This window comes from Delftia sp. GW456-R20 (assembly GCF_001622915.1).
Classification (GTDB): Bacteria; Pseudomonadota; Gammaproteobacteria; order Burkholderiales; family Burkholderiaceae_C; genus Comamonas; species Comamonas acidovorans.
In genome coordinates, this window is the sequence record NZ_LWCN01000004.1 from 1,362,435 (window position 1) to 1,383,283 (window position 20,849).

18 protein-coding genes and 6 tRNA genes are annotated in these 20,849 nt (G+C 64.7%); 6 read left to right on the forward strand and 18 right to left on the reverse strand.

Going from position 1 to position 20,849, the window contains the following annotated elements:
• Position 1: 1 nt before the first annotated feature.
• A complete protein-coding gene (locus tag A4F85_RS11485; RefSeq protein ID WP_063326646.1) occupies positions 2 to 1,228 on the forward strand; it encodes a multidrug effflux MFS transporter in 1,227 nt (408 codons plus the stop codon).
• A 146-nt stretch (positions 1,229 to 1,374) separates the two neighbouring features.
• Positions 1,375 to 2,274, forward strand: a complete 900-nt coding sequence (locus A4F85_RS11490; RefSeq protein ID WP_012204540.1) for an alpha/beta hydrolase — start codon at positions 1,375 to 1,377, stop codon at positions 2,272 to 2,274.
• 67 nt (positions 2,275 to 2,341) lie between these two features.
• On the opposite strand, the gene fumC is transcribed toward A4F85_RS11490, so the two are convergent.
• Positions 2,342 to 3,733, reverse strand: a complete 1,392-nt coding sequence (gene fumC, locus A4F85_RS11495; RefSeq protein WP_063326647.1) for a class II fumarate hydratase — start codon at positions 3,731 to 3,733, stop codon at positions 2,342 to 2,344.
• Between the two features lie 313 nt (positions 3,734 to 4,046).
• On the opposite strand from fumC, the gene A4F85_RS11500 reads away from it, so the two are divergent.
• The 4 genes from A4F85_RS11500 (at position 4,047) to murI (ending at position 7,866) form a co-directional block, all read left to right on the forward strand.
• Positions 4,047 to 5,600, forward strand: a complete 1,554-nt coding sequence (locus A4F85_RS11500) for a fumarate hydratase (RefSeq protein ID WP_034391754.1) — start codon at positions 4,047 to 4,049, stop codon at positions 5,598 to 5,600.
• A 100-nt stretch (positions 5,601 to 5,700) separates the two neighbouring features.
• On the forward strand, positions 5,701 to 6,333 hold the full coding sequence (locus tag A4F85_RS11505) for a class I SAM-dependent methyltransferase (protein ID WP_063326648.1): 633 nt from the start codon (positions 5,701 to 5,703) through the stop codon (positions 6,331 to 6,333).
• On the forward strand, positions 6,330 to 6,917 hold the full coding sequence (locus A4F85_RS11510) for a GNAT family N-acetyltransferase (protein WP_063326649.1): 588 nt from the start codon (positions 6,330 to 6,332) through the stop codon (positions 6,915 to 6,917). Before A4F85_RS11505 ends, A4F85_RS11510 begins: the two co-directional genes overlap by 4 nt.
• Positions 6,918 to 6,975: 58 nt before the next feature.
• Positions 6,976 to 7,866: a glutamate racemase gene (gene murI, locus A4F85_RS11515; RefSeq protein ID WP_034391748.1), complete on the forward strand. Its 891-nt coding sequence runs from the start codon at positions 6,976 to 6,978 to the stop codon at positions 7,864 to 7,866.
• A 1-nt stretch (position 7,867) separates the two neighbouring features.
• On the opposite strand, the gene A4F85_RS11520 is transcribed toward murI, so the two are convergent.
• The 17 genes from A4F85_RS11520 to A4F85_RS11600 all read right to left on the reverse strand — a co-directional run bounded on the left by A4F85_RS11520 (position 7,868) and on the right by A4F85_RS11600 (position 20,847).
• The gene (locus tag A4F85_RS11520; protein ID WP_012204534.1) at positions 7,868 to 8,479 is read right to left on the reverse strand and encodes a M48 metallopeptidase family protein; all 612 of its coding nucleotides are present in this window, start codon (positions 8,477 to 8,479) and stop codon (positions 7,868 to 7,870) included.
• Positions 8,480 to 8,511: 32 nt separating this feature from the next.
• Positions 8,512 to 9,138, reverse strand: a complete 627-nt coding sequence (locus A4F85_RS11525) for a DUF6806 family protein (RefSeq protein ID WP_013803265.1) — start codon at positions 9,136 to 9,138, stop codon at positions 8,512 to 8,514.
• Between the two features lie 329 nt (positions 9,139 to 9,467).
• Positions 9,468 to 9,558 (reverse strand) — tRNA-Leu (locus tag A4F85_RS11530).
• Positions 9,559 to 9,656: 98 nt separating this feature from the next.
• Positions 9,657 to 9,732: transfer RNA gene (locus tag A4F85_RS11535), tRNA-Gly, on the reverse strand.
• A 149-nt stretch (positions 9,733 to 9,881) separates the two neighbouring features.
• Positions 9,882 to 10,646 carry a M48 family metalloprotease gene (locus A4F85_RS11540; RefSeq protein ID WP_063326650.1) on the reverse strand — a complete coding sequence of 255 codons (765 nt, stop codon included), beginning with the start codon at positions 10,644 to 10,646 and terminating at the stop codon, positions 9,882 to 9,884.
• Positions 10,647 to 11,029: 383 nt separating this feature from the next.
• Positions 11,030 to 11,103, reverse strand: a tRNA-Cys gene (locus A4F85_RS11545).
• A gap of 43 nt (positions 11,104 to 11,146) precedes the next feature.
• Positions 11,147 to 11,222 (reverse strand) — tRNA-Gly (locus A4F85_RS11550).
• Positions 11,223 to 11,281: 59 nt separating this feature from the next.
• A tRNA-Gly gene (locus tag A4F85_RS11555) sits at positions 11,282 to 11,357 on the reverse strand.
• A gap of 67 nt (positions 11,358 to 11,424) precedes the next feature.
• Positions 11,425 to 11,500: transfer RNA gene (locus A4F85_RS11560), tRNA-Gly, on the reverse strand.
• A gap of 103 nt (positions 11,501 to 11,603) precedes the next feature.
• Positions 11,604 to 14,018: an endopeptidase La gene (gene lon, locus A4F85_RS11565; RefSeq protein WP_012204531.1), complete on the reverse strand. Its 2,415-nt coding sequence runs from the start codon at positions 14,016 to 14,018 to the stop codon at positions 11,604 to 11,606.
• Positions 14,019 to 14,138: 120 nt separating this feature from the next.
• On the reverse strand, positions 14,139 to 15,401 hold the full coding sequence (clpX, locus tag A4F85_RS11570) for an ATP-dependent Clp protease ATP-binding subunit ClpX (RefSeq protein ID WP_012204530.1): 1,263 nt from the start codon (positions 15,399 to 15,401) through the stop codon (positions 14,139 to 14,141).
• Positions 15,402 to 15,508: 107 nt separating this feature from the next.
• The gene (gene clpP / locus A4F85_RS11575) at positions 15,509 to 16,117 is read right to left on the reverse strand and encodes an ATP-dependent Clp endopeptidase proteolytic subunit ClpP (protein ID WP_012204529.1); all 609 of its coding nucleotides are present in this window, start codon (positions 16,115 to 16,117) and stop codon (positions 15,509 to 15,511) included.
• 135 nt (positions 16,118 to 16,252) lie between these two features.
• Positions 16,253 to 17,563, reverse strand: coding sequence for a trigger factor (tig, locus tag A4F85_RS11580; protein ID WP_012204528.1), 1,311 nt, complete (start codon positions 17,561 to 17,563; stop codon positions 16,253 to 16,255).
• 339 nt (positions 17,564 to 17,902) lie between these two features.
• Positions 17,903 to 18,139 carry a hypothetical protein gene (locus A4F85_RS11585; protein WP_013803266.1) on the reverse strand — a complete coding sequence of 79 codons (237 nt, stop codon included), beginning with the start codon at positions 18,137 to 18,139 and terminating at the stop codon, positions 17,903 to 17,905.
• Complete coding sequence (locus tag A4F85_RS11590) at positions 18,136 to 20,034, reverse strand: hypothetical protein (protein ID WP_063326651.1); 1,899 nt, start codon at positions 20,032 to 20,034, stop codon at positions 18,136 to 18,138. Before A4F85_RS11590 ends, A4F85_RS11585 begins: the two co-directional genes overlap by 4 nt.
• Positions 20,035 to 20,038: 4 nt before the next feature.
• Positions 20,039 to 20,458: a hypothetical protein gene (locus A4F85_RS11595; RefSeq protein ID WP_063326652.1), complete on the reverse strand. Its 420-nt coding sequence runs from the start codon at positions 20,456 to 20,458 to the stop codon at positions 20,039 to 20,041.
• Positions 20,455 to 20,847 carry a hypothetical protein gene (locus A4F85_RS11600; RefSeq protein ID WP_063326653.1) on the reverse strand — a complete coding sequence of 131 codons (393 nt, stop codon included), beginning with the start codon at positions 20,845 to 20,847 and terminating at the stop codon, positions 20,455 to 20,457. Before A4F85_RS11600 ends, A4F85_RS11595 begins: the two co-directional genes overlap by 4 nt.
• Positions 20,848 to 20,849 lie beyond the last annotated feature (2 nt).

The following is a 20,849-nucleotide window of genomic DNA, read 5'->3' on the forward strand; positions in this document are numbered from 1 at the left end:
GATGGTGGCCGAGCACTCTTCGCTGCCACCCGCCCAGGACCATACAGCGGCCAGCCGCAAGGCGCCGCTGTGGCTGCTGGTGATCGTGACCATCGTCGGCACGCTGGCCATGCACATGTTCCTGCCCGCCCTGCCCGATGCGGCACGGCAGCTCCAGGCCGGCGCCAGCCAGATGCAGCTGACCATCACGGTCTACATCCTGGGCCTGGGCGTAGGCCAGCTGATCTATGGCCCGCTGTCGGACAGCCTGGGGCGCCGCCCCATGCTGCTGGCAGGGCTCATCCTCTATGCGCTGGCCAGCCTGGCAGCCTTTCTCGCCCCATCCGCCCCCTGGCTGATCGGCGCGCGGCTGCTCCAGGCGCTGGGCGGCTGCGCGGGCCTGGCCCTGGGCCGCGCCATTGCACGCGATTCAAGCACGCCCGAGAACGCCGTGGGCAGCCTGGCGCTGCTCAACCTGATGATGATGATCGGCCCCGGCATCGCGCCGGCCATCGGCTCGGCCATCGACGACGCCCTGGGCTGGCGCGCCATCTTCGGCACGCTGGCCGTGGTCGGCGGCGTGACGGCCTTCGCCATCTGGAAGCTGCTGCCCGAAACCGGCCAGCCCACGGGCCGCCTGCACCTGGGCACCATCCGCGACGACTACCGCAGCCTGCTGCGCTCGCCGGCCTTCGTGGGCTTTGCCGTGGGCGGCGGCTGCGCCACCACGTCCATCTATGCCTTCCTGGCGGCGGCGCCCTTCGTCTTCATCGAGCAACTGCATTCCACCAAGCATGAGGTGGCCATCTACCTGGGAGTGCTCATGGGCGGCATGGCCGTGGGCAATGCGCTGGCCCGTCAGCTGATACGCCACTGGCCCCTGGAGCGGCTGATGCTCAACGGCAATCTGCTGAGCCTGGCCAGCGCGGCCATGCTGCTGTTGCTGGCCCTGTTCAACCAGCTCACGCCGGCCATCGTGGTGGGGCTGATGGTGCTGTTCGCGCTGGGCTCGGGCCTGACCAGCCCTGCGGCGCTGGCCAGCGCGCTCAGCGTGCATCCGCGCCTCACGGGCTCGGCCGCCGGTGTCTACGGCAGCACCCAGATGGCCGTGGGCGGCCTGTGCACGCTTGGCGCCAGCCTGGGCAGCAACCCGGCGCTGTCGGCAGCGCTGGCCCTGGTGGTGGCCTGCGTGCTGGGGCAACTGGGCTTTCGCAGCGCGCTGCGCTACGCGCAGCGGGCGCCCGGCTGAGGGCCGCCCCGGCGAGGGCCGCCCCGGCTGAGGGCCACAGTCGCCCAGGCGACGGTCCGGCCGAATGCGGGTGCGAGGCGCGCAGGCCCTCGATTACATTGGCGCAGCCGTGGCCAGCCGCCACGGCCCACAGGAGACAAAAAACCATGCGCCAACTTTCCTTTTCCATCGTCCTGCGCCAAGCCGCCACCGGCACGCTGGCAGCCGCCGCGCTGCTGGCCGGCACAGCCGCCCAGGCCGGCTCCATCGAGGCCGCCGAGTTCAAGAGCGCCACGCTGCAGCGCAGCTGGACCTACAACGTCTACCTGCCCACGGGCTACGACGCCCAGTCCAGGCTGCGCTACCCCGTCATGTACCTGCTGCACGGCAATGACGGCCAGCGCAACGACTGGCCCGTCAAGGGCAATCTGCTGCGCACGGTGGACCAGCTGATCCAGAACGGCGAGATCCCGCCCGCCATCATCGTCATGCCCGACGCGGGAACGACCTGGTACGTGGACCTCAAGGAGCCCATGGAGACGGCCTTCTTCCAGGACCTCGTCCCCCATGTCGAGAAGAAGTACCGCACCCTCACCAGCCGCGATGGCCGCGTGATCGGCGGCCTGTCCATGGGCGGCTATGGCGCGCTGCGCTACGTGCTCAAGTATCCCGAGAAATTCCAGGCCGCCGCCCTGCTGAGCCCCGCCATCTACAACCCCGAGCCGCCCGCCGATTCCTCGGCACGCTCGGTCAAGGTCTTTGCCGAACCCAACACGGGCGGCCAGTACAGCACCACGGTCTGGAAGAGCTACAACTACCCTGTGCTGTGGGACAGCTTTCTCGCCCGCAAGATCAGCGTGCCCATGTACATCAACTCGGGCGACGACGATGAATTCATGATCGAGTCCGACGCCGCCCAGCTCTACGCCCAGCTGCGCAGGAACAAGCAGCCTGCCGAGCTGCGCATCGTCAACGGCAAGCATGAATGGCCGGTCTGGGAAAGCACCATCGGCGACGCGCTCAAGTACGTGTTCCGCACCGTGCGCCGCCCGCAGGCGGACAACTGAGCCAGGCCAGGCGGTGAAGAAAAAAGGGGAGCCGGCCGGCTCCCCTTTTTGATTGCATCAGCAGGTCTTACAGATTGCCGACCATCTTGGCAGGGATCACCCAGGCGTCGAACTGTTCGCCGGTCAGGTGGCCGGAAGCCACGGCGGCTTCACGCAGGCTGGAGCCTTCCTTGTGCGCCTTCTTGGCGATGTAGGCCGCCTTGTCGTAGCCGATGTGCGGGTTCAGCGCCGTCACCAGCATCAGCGAGCGCTGCACCAGCTCGGTGATCCGCTCGCGGTTGGGCTCGATGCCCACGGCGCAGTGGTCGTTGAAGCTCTTCATGCCATCGGCCAGCAGGCGCACGCTCTGCAGGAAGTTGTGCGAGACCATGGGGCGGAACACGTTCAGCTCGAAGTTGCCCGAGGCGCCGCCGAAGTTGATGGCCACGTCGTTGCCGAAGACCTGGGCCGCCAGCATGGTCACGGCTTCGCTCTGCGTGGGATTGACCTTGCCGGGCATGATGGACGAGCCGGGCTCGTTCTCGGGGATGGAGATCTCGCCCAGGCCGCTGCGCGGGCCCGAGGCCAGCCAGCGCACGTCGTTGGCGATCTTCATCATGCTGGCGGCCAGCGTCTTGAGCGCGCCGTGGGCGTGGACCAGGCCGTCGCACGAGGCCAGGGCCTCGAACTTGCTGGGCGCCGTCACGAACGGGTAGCCGGTGAGCTGGGACAGCTCGGCCGCCACGCCCTCGGCATAGCCCTTGGGCGCATTCAGGCCCGTGCCCACGGCCGTGCCGCCCAGCGCCAGCTCGTACAGGTGCGGCAGCGCGGCGCGCACATGCTTTTCGCCATGGGCCAGCTGGGCCACCCAGCCCGAGATTTCCTGGCCCAGCGTCAGCGGGGTGGCGTCCTGCAGATGGGTGCGGCCGATCTTGACGATGTCGGCATAGGCCTCGCTCTTGGCCTGCAGCGTGTTGCGCAGCAGGGCAATGGCGGGCAGCAGCTTTTGCTCGATGGCCGTGACGGCAGCCACGTGCATGGCGGTCGGGAACACGTCGTTGCTCGACTGGCTCTTGTTCACGTCGTCATTGGGGTGGACCAGGCGCGACTCGCCGCGCTCGCCACCGAGGATTTCGCTGGCGCGGTTGGCCAGCACCTCGTTGACGTTCATGTTGGTCTGCGTGCCCGAGCCAGTCTGCCAGACCACCAGCGGGAACTCGTCCGGGTGCTTGCCGGCGATCACCTCGTCGGCGGCGGCCAGGATGGCCTGGGTCTTCTTCTCGTCGAGCAGGCCCAGCTTGTGGTTGACGGTGGCCGAGGCCCTCTTGACCTGGGCCAGCGCGTGGATGATCTCGCGCGGCTGCTGCTCGCCGCTGATGTCGAAGTTCTGCAGCGAACGCTGCGTCTGCGCACCCCAGAGCTTGTCTGCGGGGACGGCTATGGGTCCGAAAGTGTCTTTTTCCTGGCGGGTCGCGGTCATTGGTATGGACTCCTTGGTGAAAACAACGCGGCGCAGTTGGCTGGAGGCAGGTCGGCGGGCCGCGCAGGACGTGGCTCGGGGATATCTGGCTGGCAGGGCCGCAATGGCAAAAACCCGCTCATGGTAACTCCGTAAATGGGAACCTCTCGCATCCGTCCCCCACTGAGGTGTCGCCGAGGCGGGCTTGTCCAGGCAAACCCCTCGACTCTTGTACAAGACTGCGCCCATTGCGTGCACTTTTCCCCCTGCAGCGCCGATAATCGCCCCCGGGATTCCCCTCCCCTGTTCCCCCGATCAAAAAGACACCCCACCGATGACCACCACGATCCGCCAGCAGGACCTGATCGATTCGATCGCAGGCGCCCTGCAGTACATCAGCTACTACCACCCCGCCGACTACATCGCCCACCTGGCCCGCGCCTACGAACGCGAGCAGAGCCCGGCGGCCAAGGACGCGATGGCCCAGATCCTGACCAACTCCAAGATGTCGGCCACCGGCCACCGCCCGATCTGCCAGGACACCGGCATCGTCAACGTGTTCCTGAAGGTGGGCATGGACGTGCGCTGGGAAGGCTTCACGGGCGGCCTGGAAGACGCCATCAACGAAGGCGTACGCCGCGGCTACAACCACCCCGAGAACACGCTGCGTGCCTCGGTCGTGGCCGATCCGCTGTTCGCGCGCAAGAACACCAAGGACAACACGCCTGCCGTCATCAACGTGCAGATCGTGCCCGGCGACAAGCTGGACGTGACCGTGGCCGCCAAGGGCGGCGGCTCGGAGAACAAGTCCAAGATGATCATGATGAACCCCAGCGACAACCTGGTGGACTGGGTTCTCAAGACCGTTCCGACCATGGGCGCGGGCTGGTGCCCGCCGGGCATGCTGGGCATCGGCATCGGCGGCACCGCCGAGAAGGCCGTGCTGCTGGCCAAGGAAAGCCTGATGGAAGACCTGGACATGTACGAGCTGCAGGCCAAGGCCGCGCGCGGCGAGAAGCTCGACCAGGTCGAGGAACTGCGCCTGGAGCTGTACGAGAAGGTCAACGCCCTGGGCATCGGCGCGCAAGGCCTGGGCGGCCTGGCCACCGTGCTGGACATCAAGATCAAGATGTACCCCACGCACGCGGCCTCCAAGCCCGTGGCCATGATCCCCAACTGCGCAGCCACGCGCCACGCGCACTTCGTGATGGACGGCTCCGGCGCGGTCTACATGGACGCGCCATCGCTGGACCTGTGGCCCAAGATCGACTGGGAGCCCGACTACAACAAGTCGCGCCGCGTGGACCTCAACGCACTGACCAAGGAAGAAGTGGCCAGTTGGAAGCCCGGCGACACCCTGCTGCTCAACGGCAAGATGCTCACGGGCCGCGATGCCGCCCACAAGCGCATCCAGGACATGCTGGCCAAGGGCGAGAAGCTGCCCGTGGACTTCACCAACCGCGTGATCTACTACGTCGGCCCCGTGGACCCGGTCAAGGACGAAGCCGTGGGCCCCGCAGGCCCCACCACGGCCACCCGCATGGACAAGTTCACCGACATGATGCTGGAGCAGACCGGCCTGATCGCCATGATCGGCAAGGCCGAGCGCGGCCCGGTGGCCATCGAGTCCATCAAGAACCACAAGTCGGCCTACCTGATGGCCGTGGGCGGCGCCGCCTACCTGGTGTCCAAGGCCATCAAGAACGCCAAGGTCGTGGGCTTCGAGGACCTGGGCATGGAAGCCATCTACGAATTCGACGTGGTGGACATGCCCGTGACCGTGGCCGTGGATGCCGGCGGCACCAGCGCCCACATCACCGGCCCTGCCGAATGGCAAAAGCGCATCGCATCCGGCGAGTTCAAGACCATTGAGATCGCCTCGGCCTGAGGCCGGCGCCAAGCGCAAAGGGACCGCCTTCGGGCGGTCTTTTCATTGGTGCGGGCATTTGTGACAGACTGCCCGCTGCCTGCAACACAGCCCATTCAACATGACCATCGCGCTCGTTCTCATCGCCCTGCTGGCCGTGACCAGCCTGGCCTGGCGCCTGTCCTCCCGCCGCCATGTCCTGCCCTGCCCGTCCTGGCTGCGCTGGATGGTCGAGCTTGACAACCCCTTCGCGGCCAGCAACAAGGCCGCCTTCATCGTCGGGCAACTGCAGATCCAGCCGGGCATGAAGGTGCTGGATGCGGGCTGCGGCCCGGGCCGCGTCACCCTGCCATTGGCGCGTGCCGTTGGCGCGCAGGGACAGGTGCTGGCCGTGGACCTGCAGCCGGCCATGCTCGAACAGGTGGCTGCCAAGGCGCGCGCCCAGGGGCTGGAGAATGTGCGCACCCAGGCGGCTGCGCTGGGCCAGGGGCAGCTCGCAGCCGAGCAGCACGACCGCGCCGTGATGGCCGCCGTGCTGGGAGAGATCCCGGACCGCCAGGCCGCGCTGGCCGATATCTTCCAGAGCCTGCGCCCCGGCGGCCTGCTGGCCGTGGCCGAACTGGTCTTCGACCCGCATTTCCAGCGCCGCACCAGCGTGGAAAAGCTGGCAGGCGAGGCAGGCTTCATCCCCCACTCCTTCCACGGCCATGCAGCCGCCTATCTGCTGGTACTGCAGCGCCCTCTCCAACCATGACCACCACACATTCCCCTGTAGCGACCCTGCGGACACCGCGCCTGATACTGCGCCAGTGGCAGGCCAGCGACCGGCAGCCCTTTGCCGCGCTGAATGCCGACCCACAGGTCATGGAGCACTTTCCGGCACTGCTCAGCCGTGAACAAAGCGATGCCATGGCAGACAGGATCCAGGCACTGATCGAGGAACGCGGCTGGGGCTTCTGGGCGGCAGAGCACCTTGCCAGCGGCGAGTTCATGGGCTTCATCGGGCTGCATACTCCCGCAGCGTCTTTGCCGTTCTCGCCCTGCGTGGAAATCGGCTGGCGGCTCGCCCGGCCTTTCTGGGGCCAGGGCCTGGCCAGCGAAGGCGCACGGGCGGCGCTGGAGCACGGCTTCGGCGCCTTGCATCTAGAGTCCATCGTCTCGTTCACCGCGCTGTCCAACCTGCGTTCGCAGGCCGTGATGCAGCGCCTGGGCATGGAGCGCGACGCCCATGACTTCGACCATCCGCAGGTGCCGGCAGGCCATGCGCTGCGCAGGCATTGCCTGTACCGCCTGACACATGCCCAATGGCTGCAGCAGCAAGCCATGGCCGCAGCATGAACGCGCCCGAGCGGGCATACTGGGCGCCGCCTCCAAAAGCCTTTATCCGCATCTCCACATGACCTCCCCGGCCTCTCCCATCGGCGTCTTCGACAGCGGCATCGGCGGCCTCAGCGTGCTGCAGGCGCTGCGCCATGAACTGCCGCATGAGCGCTTCGTCTACCTGGCCGACAGCGGCAATGCACCCTATGGCGATGCGCGTGGCGATGCCTTCGTTCAGCAGCGCACGCGCACCATTGCGCGCCATCTGCGCGAGCAGCACCAGATCAAGGTGCTGGTGATCGCCTGCAACACAGCCACGGCAGCAGCCGTGGACATGCTGCGCGCCGAAATGCCCGAACTGCCCCTGATCGGCGTGGAGCCCGCCATCAAGCCCGCTTCGCTGTCGAGCCAGACTGGCCACGTGGGCGTGATGGCCACACGCGGCACGGTGAGCAGCGCACGCTTTGCACGCCTGGTGGCCGACCATGGCCAGCGCGTTCAATTCCATGTCCAGCCCTGCGACGGACTGGCCAAGGCCATCGAGGAAAGCACGGAGCAACCCGTTCCCGCCGACCCCATGGCCACCGAGGTCGCGCAACTGTGCGCCAGGTATGTGAATGCCCTGGGCAGCTTCGGACAGAAGACGGGTGAGATGGATTCCCTGGTGCTGGGCTGCACCCACTACATATTCGCCCGCGAGCAGTTGCGCACGCTGCTGGGGCCGGACATCCAGTTCATCGACACAGGTGCCCCGGTAGCCCGCCAGACGCGGCGCGTGCTGGACCGCCTGGGCACCCTGGCCAGCGAATCAGGACCCTTGCCCGCGGCAGAGGGCCAGGTCCAGCTGATGACCACGGGATCGCTGCAGGCCCTGCAATCGGCCGCATCGCGCTGGCTGGAGCTGCCCGCGCAATGCTGCTCGTCCGTTCAGGTCGGCGAATCCAGCGCCGTCCCCACGGCCGCTTGAATCACGGCTGCGCCTGCCACAGGCGCCGGCCCGAGTGGTCCATCCAGCTCAGGTACAGCCGCAGCTCGAACTCCAGCTGGTGGTAGTCGGGCTCCATGTGGGTACACAGCTGGTAGAAGGCCTTGTCGTGATCGGGCTCGCGCAGATGGGCCAGCTCGTGGACGACGATCATGCGCAAGAAAGCCTCGGGCGCCTGCTTGAACAGTGCGCCGATGCGGATCTCATGCCGTGCATTGAGGCGGCTTCCCTGCACCACGGTGCGGCGCGTGTGCAGGCCCAGGGCGTTGTGGACCACATGGATGCGGCCGTCGTAGGCCACCTTGTTCAGCGTGCCGGCATTGCGCATGTGCCGGCCCTTGAGGGCATCCACGTAGTCATAGAGGCTCTTGTCCGTGCGCACGGCATGGGCCTCGGGATGCTTGCGCAGCAGCCAGGCCTCGGCCTTGTCATCGGCCAGCCAGCCACGCACCTGTGACTGCAGCGCGGCCGGGTAGGCGGACAGGTAGGGAAGCGGCAGCGCGCCACCGGCCACCTCGCGCCGCTGCTCGCGCTGGCGGCGCACGGTCTCGGTGACTGCTCCGGAATACTTGGGCGTGCTGGCCTGTGCCGCCATGGCTGTACGCTGCGCGGGGCAGCGCCTTGCGCTCAATGCAGGTGGCGAGGGCGGCGGTTGCCGCCGTGGCCCGAACCCGATCCACCCATGCCACGCGGCGGCTTGCCGATCTCCAGCGAACTGACCAGGGCGTCGAAGCGCTGGGAGAACAGCTTGTCGATCTCCTGCACCACACCACCCAGCTCGGAGCCGTCGAAATGGCGCTCCATCAGGTTGACCACGTCCTGCACCAGCAGATCGCGCTGCACCTGCATGATGGCCGCAGGCGTCGGGCCCACGAAGAGCATGACGAAGTCGTCGCGCGACTCGGCCTCTTCGGACTCCTCTTCCTCGTCGAACTCGGTGTCGTAGAAGGTCACCTCGATGGCCGCGCCCTGCTCGGCCAGCTCATTGATGCCCATGCACATGTCGTCCAGCGACTGGCGGAAATCCTCGTCACCACGCACGGTCCAGCACACCTGGAGCAGGCGCTCCTTGGTATCGAACTGGATGCCTGGCTCTTCCTCATAGACGCTGCCAGCGCCATCGGCCAGGGAACGGGCCCCCGCATACTTCCACAGCGGACCCAGCGCTTCCTGCAACTGCTCGTAGGTCGTGTCGGGGCGCAGCAGCACTTGGCCGTGCACGTGGATTTCAAATGGAGCGTTGTAATTCGACATGTTCTCGTCTGGGATGAGTTTGGCCACACCTGTCACGCCGCACCATGTGCCACGATCAACGTCAACGGAACGCATGCAGGCATCGCCATCACTGTCTGCCCGAGCCGCGCCATCCAGGCAAGCAGCCCGGGGCCTGATGAATGGATTCTCGCACGTTATGCCAACGGGCAAGGACTTGGCAACGCATGGACACCGTGCAGCGCAGCAAGCGGGCAGGACCGTCGATGCACGTTGCGGCCTGACGCCTGAATTTGCGGAACAGCAGGCGCCTTGGCTGCTTCAATCCGCTACCGTATAGATAGCAACAATGCCTAGTACGTATTGGGTTGTGGTGCCCCGAGCCGGGATCGAACCGGCACGCCCCTGTTCGGAAGCGGCGGATTTTAAGTCCGCAGTGTCTACCAATTTCACCATCGGGGCCCTGCACCGCAGCGTCACAGGTCAGCGCGAACTGCTCACACCTGCAACTGCAGCACCAACGAAAAAGGGAAGCGTTACCGCTTCCCTTTTTTCTGAATTGGAGCGGGAAAACGGGTTCGAACCGTCGACCTCAACCTTGGCAAGGTTGCGCTCTACCAACTGAGCTATTCCCGCGTATTTGTAAAGCTGTGCGCTTCACAGAGCAGACTTGAATTCTAGCGCAGATTTTTGGTGCTTCGGAAGAAGCCCGCAAAAAATCTGCACCAAGGCAGATCGCAGCCCGCCTTGCACTTTGCTGCGGCAGGCTGCTTCACCGTCGACGCCTACTTGCCGTCGATGCGATCCTGCATGCGCTTGGCCCGCTGTTCGGACGGCGGATGGGAGCTCAGGATGGAACTGCCGCCGCTGCCAGCGCTGAGCTTGGCCAGCTTCTGGAACGATGTGACCAGCCCCTGGCGGCTCATCTTCTTTTCCGTGAGCAGATCGAAGGAGTAGTCATCAGCCGCCGACTCCTGCGACTGCGAGAACTGGGCATTGATGAACTTCTCACCCAGATCACCCGCCTGCGAACGCGACAGCGAGGCCAGCGCCGAATTGCCGCTATTGGCCGCAATAGAGCGTGCAGCCGACGCCGCATAGGCCGTCTGCATGCGCTTCTTGCTGTGACCCAGTGCCACGTGCCCGATCTCATGGCCAATCACGCCACGCAGCTCGTCATCGCTCATCAGATCCATCAGGCCGCTGTAGACACGAATGCAGCCATTGGCCATGGCCCAGGCATTCACGTCCTGCGTCATATAGACCTTGTAGACAGCCTTCTTCCCATTGACAGCCTGCGGCATGCCTGCAATCACCTTGTTCAGCCGCAGGGTGTACTTGCTCTTTGCATCTGCCACCTTGTTCTGGGCATCCATGGCTGCGCAGGAATCATTGGACAGCGTGACCACGTCGTCATCTGTGAGCGTCATGGCCTTCATGGCCGTGGAGCCCGAATCCAGCAACCCGCCCACATCGGCAGACTCCATGGTTTTACAGCCCGCCAGCACCACGCCGCTGGCAACAATCGCCGTCAATAGCTTGATCTTCATAATCCCGCCCGATAAATGAAGCGCGCATCATATCCACGACACGCCAATTCAATCTACCGGCAATGACAACCCATTTGCAATTTCTTGCAATTTCTCAATGGACAAGCAATGCCAAATTTCAATGACGACTGCTCATTCAAAACAAATGGAAACAATCAAATTCACCAAATCAGCAATGAATGACCAAAACAGGCATGCAGCCATGCTGTCGATGCACAGAGCGTGAAGCACCGCCATGGCACTGAATCGGAAGAGAAAAAGATGCGCCAGCCAAATCGAGGCCGCTGCGGAGACATGGCATCAAGGACCAACAACGATCCGTGATGCAGAAAAAGAAAAAGGCCCCGAGGGGCCTTTTGAACACTGTGTCTGCAATGAATTTTTGGAGGCGCGAACCAGAGTCGAACTGGTCTAACCGGATTTGCAATCCGGGGCATAACCGCTTTGCTATCGCGCCAAGATCACTATCAAACATGCAGCATTGCTGCAGTTTTTAAAACTGGAGCGGGAAAACGGGTTCGAACCGTCGACCTCAACCTTGGCAAGGTTGCGCTCTACCAACTGAGCTATTCCCGCAAAAAATTCAAGCAACCAACCGTCACCTGAATCGGATGTGCACTAGGCACATCCAAAACTGGAGCGGGAAAACGGGTTCGAACCGTCGACCTCAACCTTGGCAAGGTTGCGCTCTACCAACTGAGCTATTCCCGCTTGAATCATCCATTCTGGCAGCCAACCGCCACCAGAACCAAACACACCCGAAAGCATGTTCAAAATCTGGAGCGGGAAAACGGGTTCGAACCGTCGACCTCAACCTTGGCAAGGTTGCGCTCTACCAACTGAGCTATTCCCGCATTTCTACCGAAGCCTGACATTCTACAACGTCGTTTGCTGCGATGGGATGAATTGTAGCGTAGTTCTTGGAGGGTTCAGGAAAAACGCTACATTTTTTCATCTTCAGTGCTTGACGGCTGGCTCCACAGGCTTGGATTCCGCTGGCGGCGGCGCTGCGGCCTCCTCCTCGGACAAGGGCTCGGGCACGCGCTCCAGCGCCACCTTGAGGACCTGGTCGATCCACTTGACGGGGATGATTTCCAGGCCGCTCTTGACGTTGTCGGGGATCTCCTGGAGATCCTTGACGTTCTCTTCCGGGATCAGCACCGTCTTGATGCCGCCACGCAGGGCCGCCAGCAGCTTTTCCTTGAGGCCGCCGATGGCGGTGACCTCACCGCGCAGCGTGATCTCGCCAGTCATGGCGACATCGGCACGCACCGGGATACCGGTCAGCGCAGAGACGAAGGCCGTCGTCATGGCCGCACCCGCGCTGGGGCCGTCCTTGGGCGTGGCGCCATCGGGCACGTGCACGTGGATGTCCTTCTTCTCGAAGGCCTCGTCCTTGATGCCGAGCATGCGCGAGCGGCTCCGCACCACGGTGCGGGCGGCTTCCACGGATTCCTTCATCACATCGCCCAGGGAGCCGGTGCGCGAGATCACGCCCTTGCCGGGCATGATGGCGGCCTCGATGGTCAGCAGGTCGCCACCGACCTCGGTCCATGCCAGGCCCACGACTTGGCCGACCTGGTTGTTGTGCTCGGCACGGCCGTAGCTGTACTTGCGCACACCCAGGTAGTCGGTGAGGTTGTCGGCATTGACGACGACGGTGGGCTCCAGCTTCTTGAGCTGCAGTCCCTTGACCACCTTGCGGCAGATCTTGGAGAGCTCGCGTTCCAGCGAGCGCACGCCGGCTTCACGCGTGTAGTAGCGCACGATGTCGCGGATGGCGGACTCATCAACCTGCATTTCGCCGTCCTTCACACCGTTGTTGGTGAGTTGCTTGGGCAGCAGGTAGCGGATGGCGATGTTGACCTTTTCGTCCTCGGTGTAACCCGACAGGCGGATCACTTCCATGCGGTCCAGCAGCGCGGGCGGGATGTTCATGGAGTTGGAGGTCGCCACGAACATCACGTCGCTGAGGTCGAAGTCCACCTCGACGTAGTGATCGCCGAAGGTGTGGTTCTGCTCGGGGTCCAGCACTTCCAGCAGGGCGCTCGACGGGTCGCCACGGAAGTCCATTCCGAGCTTGTCGATTTCGTCCAGCAGGAACAGCGGGTTGCGCGTGCCGACCTTGTCCAGGCTCTGCAGCACCTTGCCCGGCATGGCGCCGATGTAGGTGCGGCGGTGGCCGCGGATTTCCGCCTCGTCACGCATGCCGCCCAGCGCCATGCGCACGTACTTGCGGCCCGTGGCCTTGGCGATGGACTGGCCCAGCGAGGTCTTGCCCACGCCCGGAGGTCCGACCAGGCACAGGATGGGCGCCTTGACCTTGTCCACGCGCTGCTGCACAGCAAGATATTCAAGGATGCGGTCCTTGACCTTTTCGAGGCCGAAGTGGTCGGCATTGAGCACGTCCTCGGCATTGGCCAGGTCGTGCTTGATCTTGGTTTTCTTGCTCCAGGGCAGGCCCGTGAGCACGTCGATGTAGTTGCGCACCACGGTGGCTTCGGCCGACATGGGCGACATGAGCTTGAGCTTCTTGAGCTCGGCCTCGGCCTTCTTGCGCGCCTCGGCGGGCATGCGGGCCAGCTTGATCTTCTTTTCGATCTCTTCGATGTCGGCGCCGTCTTCGCCCTCGCCCAGTTCCTTCTGGATGGCCTTGACCTGCTCGTTCAGATAGAAGTCGCGCTGGTTCTTCTCCATCTGGCGCTTGACGCGGCCACGGATGCGCTTGTCGACGTTGAGGATGTCGACTTCGCGGTCCAGTTGCTCGAAGAGGTTCTCCAGGCGCTCCTTGATGTCCACCAGGTCGAGCACGGCCTGCTTGTTCTCAAGCTTGAGCGGCAGGTGCGCGGCAATGGTGTCGGCCAGGCGACCGGCATCGTCGATGCTGGCGATGGAGGTGAGGATCTCGGGCGGGATCTTCTTGTTGAGCTTGACGTACTGGTCGAACTGCTGCGTCACGGCGCGGCGCAGGGCCTCGATCTCGCTGGGCTTGTGGGTTTCGGCCTCGGGCGCCACGGGCACGACGGAGCCCACGAAGTGGGTCTCTTCGTCCATGACCTGCTTGACCAGCGCGCGCTGCTGGCCTTCGACCAGCACCTTGACCGTGCCGTCGGGCAGCTTGAGCATCTGCAGGATGGTGGACACGCAGCCGACATCGAACATGTCAGCGGCCGTGGGCTCGTCCTTGGAGGCGGTCTTCTGGGCCACCAGCATGATGCGGCGGTCGCCCTCCATGGCCAGCTCCAGCGCCTTGATGCTCTTGGCGCGCCCCACGAACAGCGGGATCACCATGTGGGGGAACACGACCACGTCACGCAGCGGCAGCAGCGCCAGGTCTAGGGGGGTGGAAGGCAAAGGGGTATGTCCTGACATGGGAATCCTCGGTTTGTCAGCGGAAGATGGTCCGCACACCGGTGTATTTCAACCCTGCGGCCCGAAAGGATTTCGGGCCGCAGGGACTTGCGCTGCCGGACCTTTGCAGGCGGCGGCGCATCAGGCCTTCTTGGCCGCTTCGCGGTAAACCAGCAGCGGCGCCTTTCCGTCTTCGATGGTGGACTCGTCCACCACTACCTTTTCGACATTGTCGGCATTGGGCAGCTCGTACATGGTGCCGATCAGCGATTGCTCCAGGATGGAGCGCAGGCCACGGGCACCCGTCTTGCGCGCCAGCGCCTTGCGGGCGATGGCCTTGAGCGCGGCAGGCCGGATCTCCAGCTCCACGCCTTCCATGGCCAGCAGCTTGCTGTACTGCTTGACCAGGGCGTTCTTGGGCTCGGTCAGGATCTGCACCAGGGCATCTTCGCCCAGTTCGGCCAGGGCCGTGACCACGGGCATGCGGCCGACCAGCTCGGGGATGATGCCGAACTTGATCAGGTCTTCAGGCTCGATCTCCTGGAACACTTCCGAGATGGAGCGCTGCTTCTTGCTCTTGACCGTGGCGCCAAAGCCGATGCCGGACGCCTCGGTGCGGTTCTCGATGACCTTCTCCAGGCCCGCGAACGCGCCGCCGCAGATGAACAGGATGTTGGTCGTGTCGATCTGCAGGAAGTCCTGGTTCGGATGCTTGCGGCCGCCTTGCGGGGGAACGCTGGCCATGGTGCCTTCGATGAGCTTGAGCAGGGCCTGCTGCACACCCTCGCCCGACACGTCGCGCGTGATGCTGGGGTTGTCGGACTTGCGCGAGATCTTGTCGATCTCGTCGATGTAGACGATGCCGCGCTGTGCACGCTCAACGTCGTACTCGCAGCTTTGCAGCAGCTTCTGGATGATGTTCTCGACGTCCTCGCCCACGTAGCCGGCTTCGGTCAGCGTGGTGGCATCGGCCATGACGAAGGGAACGTTGAGCATGCGCGCCAGCGTCTGCGCCAGCAGCGTCTTGCCGGAGCCCGTGGGACCGATGAGCAGGATGTTGCTCTTGGCCAGCTCAATCTCGTCCTTGCCGGCCTTGTCCTTGTGACGCAGGCGCTTGTAGTGGTTGTAGACGGCAACGGCCAGCGTGCGCTTGGGCAGGTCCTGGCCGATCACGTAGTTGTCGAGGTTGGCCTTGATTTCGGCGGGCGTGGGCAGGTCGCCTCGGCCGTCCTTGGCCTCGGTGCTGGGCTGCTCGTCGCGGATGATCTCGTTGCAGAGATCGATGCACTCGTCGCAGATAAAGACTGACGGACCCGCGATCAGCTTCTTGACCTCATGCTGGCTCTTGCCGCAGAAGGTGCAATAAAGGTTTTTTTCGCTGGAGGAGCCTTTTTTCTCGGCCATGGGGTCGGTGCCTTGTTACAGAAATATGGAAAAGGATGATAACCAAATGGAAAGCGGCGTTTTCCGTAGGGGGAAAACGCCGCCCATTCTCATGCAGCCTCCGGACTTCAGGAGCGCTTGTTGATCACCTGATCGACCAGGCCGTAGTCCTTGGCTTCCTCGGCGGACAGGAAGTAGTCGCGTTCGGTGTCGTGCTGGATCTTTTCCAGCGGCTGGCCCGTGCGCTCGGCCAGGATCTTGTTCAGGCGCTCGCGGGTCTTGAGGATCTCGCGTGCGTGGATTTCGATCTCGGTGGCCTGGCCCTGCATGCCGCCCAGCGGCTGGTGGATCATGACCTGGGAATTGGGCAGCGCAAAGCGCTTGCCCTTGGTGCCAGCGGCCAGCAGGAAGGCGCCCATGCTGGCTGCGATGCCGGTGCACAGCGTGGACACATCGGGCTTGATGAAGTTCATCGTGTCGAAGATGGCCAGGCCGGCGCTCACGGAGCCGCCGGGGCTGTTGATGTAGAACGAAATGTCCTTGTCGGGGTTTTCGCTTTCAAGGAACAGCAGCTGGGCCACGACGAGGTTGGCCGTCTGGTCATTGACAGGGCCCACCAGGAAGATCACCCGGTCCTTGAGCAGGCGCGAGTAGATGTCGTACGACCGCTCTCCGCGGCCGGACTGTTCGATGACCATTGGGATCATGCCCAAACCCTGAGTTTCCAATGCGCTCATGTTTTCTCCAGTACTAGGGGGCTACTTTAGCCGTATCCGGAAAGAAAATGGGGCTTGTGCGCCAAAGCACAAGCCCCGCAGATGCCAACCCGCCCGCCGATCTCACGAAGCGGCAGGCAGGCGGTGCTCAAACCCTCAGGCCTGGCCCATCAGTTCGTCGAAGGACACGGCCTTGTCGGAGACCTTGGCCTTGCCCAGCACGAACTCGGTCACGTTGTTTTCGATGACAACGGCTTCGACTTCAGCCAGGCGTTGGCGGTCGCCGAAGTACCAGCGTGCCACGTCTTCGGGCTTTTCGTAGCTGGCGGCCAGCTCTTCCACGTGGGCCTTGATCTGGTCGGGCGTGGCGTGCAGCTCGTTGGCGCGCACCAGCTCGGCCACCACCAGGCCCAGGCGCACGCGGCGCTCGGCTTGGGGCAGGAACACGTCTTCAGGGATCTCGGCCTTCTCGGCGTCCTTGATGCCGCGCTGCTGCAGCTCGGCGCGGGCGCCTTCCAGCAGACGTGCGACTTCAGCCTGCACCGAAGCCTTGGGCAGTTCCAGCTCGGCCTTGGACACCAGGGCGTCCATCACGGCCTGCTTGTTGCGGCCCTGGACGCGGAACTTGACTTCACGCTCCAGGTTCTTCTTGATGTCGGCGCGCAGGCCTTCGACCGTGCCTTCAGCCACGCCCAGTGCCTTGGCAAAGGCCTCGTCCACTTCCGGCAGGTTGGCGGCTTCGATCTTCTTGACCGTCACCAGGAAATCGGCGGTCTTGCCGGCCACGTCCTTGCCGTGGTAGTCGGCGGGGAATGCCAGCGGGAAGGTCTTGGACTCGCCAGCCTTCATGCCGCGCACTGCGTCTTCGAATTCCTTGAGCATCTGGCCTTCGCCGACCAGGAACTGGAAGTCTTCAGCCTTGCCGCCGGAGAAGGTCTCGCCGTCGATCTTGCCTTCGAAGTCCACGGTCACGCGGTCGCCGTCCACGGCCACATCGGCCTGGGCGCGCTGCGCGAAGGTGCGGCGCTGCTTGCGCAGGATGTCCACGGTCTTGTCGATGGCGGCGTCGTCCACTTCGGCGGTCAGCTTCTCGACTTCGGCCGAGGTCAGGTCACCGATCTTGACTTCAGGCATCACTTCGAAGATGGCTTCGAACTGGGCCTCGCCCTCGGGAGCGCCTTCCTTTTCGGAGATGCGGGGCTGGCCAGCCACGCGCAGCTTGGCTTCGTTGACGGCCTGTGCAAAAGCCTCGCCAACCTTGTCGTTGAGCACTTCGTACTGCACCGAGTAGCCATAACGCTGGGCCACCACGCTCATCGGCACCTTGCCGGGACGGAAGCCGTCCATCTTCACGGTGCGCGCCACTTGCTTGAGGCGGTTCTCGACTTCGCTCTGGATGGAGTTCAGCGGCAGGCTCAGCGTGATCTTGCGCTCGAGCTTTTCAAGGGTTTCAACAGTAACGGCCATGTTTGTTCCTATGAGGGATTGGACCGTGCCGGCTGACATGCAGCCCGCACCGTATTGCGCAAAGTCACGGTGCATCGCGGACCGAAGCCAGTCGGCCGCGCGGCACCTCAGATTTCAAGGGCTTACATCGCATGCGCCTGGCCGCCTGGACCTCGCATGGTTCGCTCAACCCGTGATAAGCGAAGCCAAGCATTATAAACGAGGCGCTTTTCCCATCAGAAAGGCCGCATTGGGGATTTGCCCTCGGTTTTCAGTGTGCGGCGGCAGCGCGGGGACCGCGCCTCCCCGCAGCACGCCCCAGTTACCCGGTCACCCTGCATCGAAGCCCTGGCGCACCCCTTAGATATCAATGAGCACATAGGTCAATTGAGGGGCTTCACCCGTGATCGCCTGCCCCTGGACATAGACGCTGCCGCCCTCCTGGCTGCCCAGGGGATTGCGTACGCGCAATCGGCCATTGCCAGGCAGATCGACCGTGGCTGTTCCGTCGCCATGCACCGCGCTGATCCGCCCGGTGAGCACAGGCTCGTCAGGCAGCAGTTGGACAAGACGCTTGAAGAGATTGACGGTGCTCATACGGTTGCGCGCTCCACGGTAATCTGCTGCCGCACCACGGGCATGGCAGCGCTGAGCCGGGTTCCACGGACCAGGCCGCGCCAGGATTCGTCGGTATCGACGACTTCGATCAATTGGCCGGGCCGGATCAGGCCTGGTGCCGTCCCACCGGAAAGCAAAGGCATGGTGATGGACTGGACCAGCTTGTTGCCCGATGCTCCCAGCACGGCCTCGCCACGCTGGCGTGCAGCCACGGCCTCGGTGATCAGGGCATCCGTGACCTGGGGAGCCAGGCTGTTGCCCGCCGTCCCGGCTCGGCGCACGTGACCGAGGATGCCGCCCGCCTGGCCGCTGACATAGATCGCGTTGTAGGCGGCACGCGGCTCGGGCCGCAGCTCGTCCGTCACGATGACGTCCGCCGGCATGCGCACGTCCGGCGTCGCATCCGCCCACTTCCATGGCAGATGTGCGAAGCGCGGCGCGACGATCAAGCGCTCCTGCGTCCGATGGCTGCTCACCACCGCGCCAATCGAAGCAGCCACACGCATCACGGCCGACAACGGCGTGCCACGGTGGCTCCAGGCGCCGGCCGGCACCAGCCAGTCCGACACCTTCCAGTCCAGCTGCACGCCGGTGAACTCCAGCGCATTGCGGATCAGTTGCTGCGCCGTGGCCGGCGCCGTGTTCAGCCAGGTCTGCTCCGGCATGTAGGGACTGCTCAGCAGGGCGGTGGCACTCACGCCCTGTACGGCCACGCGGTGGTTGCCGAAGCTGCGCGTGCGGCTCAGGCTTTGTACGACAAAGACGAAGTCGATGCCATCGACCACCACGCGCAGCCGTGCAGGCAGTCCCCCGGACGGCGCCAGTTGATCCAGCAGGTGTTCCGGACCATTGGCCGAAAAGCTCCATCCGAAGCCGTCGTCATCGCTGGCGATCGTCACATCGCTCAGCGCAACGGCTTCCATGCCCGGCAGCAGGGCTGCCTCCATCGTGTGTACTGTCATGTAAACCTTCAGTTGCGGGATGACATAGCGGGGTGGTTGGGGATCCGGGCCCGGCCTGCAGCAGATGAACACGAGTTCGGAGCTTTCACTCCAGACGCTCGAGAACGCCAGCTCGACGGCCCCACCCGGCGGCGGCCGATAGCACGGTGGCGGCTTGGGCGGATCGACAGGGCGGCCCGGCGTGACGCCGGGCAGCGGCGCCATGGCGTCCTGATGGCGGGCACCGCCCATCACGATGCCCAGCACCCGGGCATCGCCCATGCTGCTGGCGTGCCAGGCACCTTCGCAGAGGCCGTCGCTGAAAGCCTGCCGCATGGCACGGCGCAAAATGATGCCCTCCTGGAACCTCTGCAGCACAACCGCCTGGCCAGCCAGTGCGTTGGCCAGGCCCTGGCGCGTGGCCAGGCGCACGCGCATACCCTCTTGCCAGGCCTGGGCCGTGAGTCCCCCCACGTCCATGGCAAAGCCCATGCCTTGGCGCGTGGTCAGGCGCAGGCGCGCCGAGTCCTGCCAGCGCTGCACGGTGGCCGCGCCTGCGTGCAGCGCTCGCCAACCGCGAATCTGCGTGACCCTGTCGGCAATGGCCGCCTGCTGGTAGACAGACACCAGGCCGCCCTGTGCCAGGGGGGCCTCTTCAAATCCCGACAATGTGCCCCCCACGGCCGGCCTGTCGGTGCGCGTCTGGTACGCCGCTCCAAGCGCCATGCGCGCCCCAGGCAGGCGAATGCCGGCGCCAGCGGCCTTGCGACGCAAGGCACCGATGACCACGCTCGTCCCCGGCAGCCGGATGGCCATCCGTGCGACTGCGTCCTGAGTCGAGCCCGGGTCCGAATCGTCCTCGTTGCCGAACACCATCTGGCTGGGTGAGCCAGCGGCTGGTGGGCGATGGAAGATCAGCTCAATGCGTGCCATGGCGCTACTCGATGTAGCTGGTCGGCGCCAGCGTCAGATAGCCGCCCGCGTACAGCTGGGTGCTGTCCGGGATCTGGATCTGACCCTCGCCACCTTCGATCGACACATCCGCGTCGAGCACCAGCGCACCGCCGGCCGAGACGACGCGGCCCCAGGTGGCGATGCCGGACTCCAGGATCATGGCGCCGGCCGCATCACGGGCCAGCAGCCGCAGCCGGCCGGCCACGATCTCGCCACAGGGTCTGGCCAGCGGCAGCTCCACCAGCATGGGCAGGGCCGAGGGCTCGCCGAAGGCGGGCCGCTGGGCGTCCGCAAAGAAGCGCACGCAGGCCGTGCCCGGACCCACGTCCAGCAGCAGATCGCGCAGGCCCTGCAAGCGGGCCTCGTTGGCCTGCACCGTGATTTCAACACTGCGCTGTGTCATGGCATGGCCTCCGGCGTGACGCGGTCGGCGACCACGGCGCGGAAGTCGCCCTCATGGTCGTAGCTGAGCACGGTGTATGCGGTGGTGCTGTCGATGCGCGCGAACTCGTAGTCGCCCTGGGCGTTGCTCCAGGCCTCGCGGACCAGCAGGCCGTCGCGGTCGCGGTACAGACGCACGCGGCGCGAGACAGGCACCTTGGGACTGTTCTTGTCTTCCTGCTCGACTGTGCGGCCGCGCACGCGGCCCAGGCCGTTGCCGCCCAGCACGTAGTCCAGTTGGCTCGCTCCAGGCCGCCGGACGACATACGCGCCCCGGTAAAGTTCTCGCCCACCCAGGCCCACGACTGCCGTGGGCTGGAACAGGCTGGTTGAATAAGACAACTCGGCCATAC

Bases quoted from the DNA above. Each gene is read 5' to 3' on its own strand.
- A4F85_RS11485 (WP_063326646.1), top strand. From the start codon at position 2: ATGGTGGCCGAGCACTCTTCGCTGCCACCCGCCCAGGACCATACAGCG.
- A4F85_RS11490 (WP_012204540.1), top strand. From the start codon at position 1,375: ATGCGCCAACTTTCCTTTTCCATCGTCCTGCGCCAAGCCGCCACCGGC.
- fumC (WP_063326647.1), bottom strand. From the start codon at position 3,733: ATGACCGCGACCCGCCAGGAAAAAGACACTTTCGGACCCATAGCCGTC.
- A4F85_RS11500 (WP_034391754.1), top strand. From the start codon at position 4,047: ATGACCACCACGATCCGCCAGCAGGACCTGATCGATTCGATCGCAGGC.
- A4F85_RS11505 (WP_063326648.1), top strand. From the start codon at position 5,701: ATGACCATCGCGCTCGTTCTCATCGCCCTGCTGGCCGTGACCAGCCTG.
- A4F85_RS11510 (WP_063326649.1), top strand. From the start codon at position 6,330: ATGACCACCACACATTCCCCTGTAGCGACCCTGCGGACACCGCGCCTG.
- murI (WP_034391748.1), top strand. From the start codon at position 6,976: ATGACCTCCCCGGCCTCTCCCATCGGCGTCTTCGACAGCGGCATCGGC.
- A4F85_RS11520 (WP_012204534.1), bottom strand. From the start codon at position 8,479: ATGGCGGCACAGGCCAGCACGCCCAAGTATTCCGGAGCAGTCACCGAG.
- A4F85_RS11525 (WP_013803265.1), bottom strand. From the start codon at position 9,138: ATGTCGAATTACAACGCTCCATTTGAAATCCACGTGCACGGCCAAGTG.
- A4F85_RS11540 (WP_063326650.1), bottom strand. From the start codon at position 10,646: ATGAAGATCAAGCTATTGACGGCGATTGTTGCCAGCGGCGTGGTGCTG.
- lon (WP_012204531.1), bottom strand. From the start codon at position 14,018: ATGTCAGGACATACCCCTTTGCCTTCCACCCCCCTAGACCTGGCGCTG.
- clpX (WP_012204530.1), bottom strand. From the start codon at position 15,401: ATGGCCGAGAAAAAAGGCTCCTCCAGCGAAAAAAACCTTTATTGCACC.
- clpP (WP_012204529.1), bottom strand. From the start codon at position 16,117: ATGAGCGCATTGGAAACTCAGGGTTTGGGCATGATCCCAATGGTCATC.
- tig (WP_012204528.1), bottom strand. From the start codon at position 17,563: ATGGCCGTTACTGTTGAAACCCTTGAAAAGCTCGAGCGCAAGATCACG.
- A4F85_RS11585 (WP_013803266.1), bottom strand. From the start codon at position 18,139: ATGAGCACCGTCAATCTCTTCAAGCGTCTTGTCCAACTGCTGCCTGAC.
- A4F85_RS11590 (WP_063326651.1), bottom strand. From the start codon at position 20,034: ATGGCACGCATTGAGCTGATCTTCCATCGCCCACCAGCCGCTGGCTCA.
- A4F85_RS11595 (WP_063326652.1), bottom strand. From the start codon at position 20,458: ATGACACAGCGCAGTGTTGAAATCACGGTGCAGGCCAACGAGGCCCGC.
- A4F85_RS11600 (WP_063326653.1), bottom strand. From the start codon at position 20,847: ATGGCCGAGTTGTCTTATTCAACCAGCCTGTTCCAGCCCACGGCAGTC.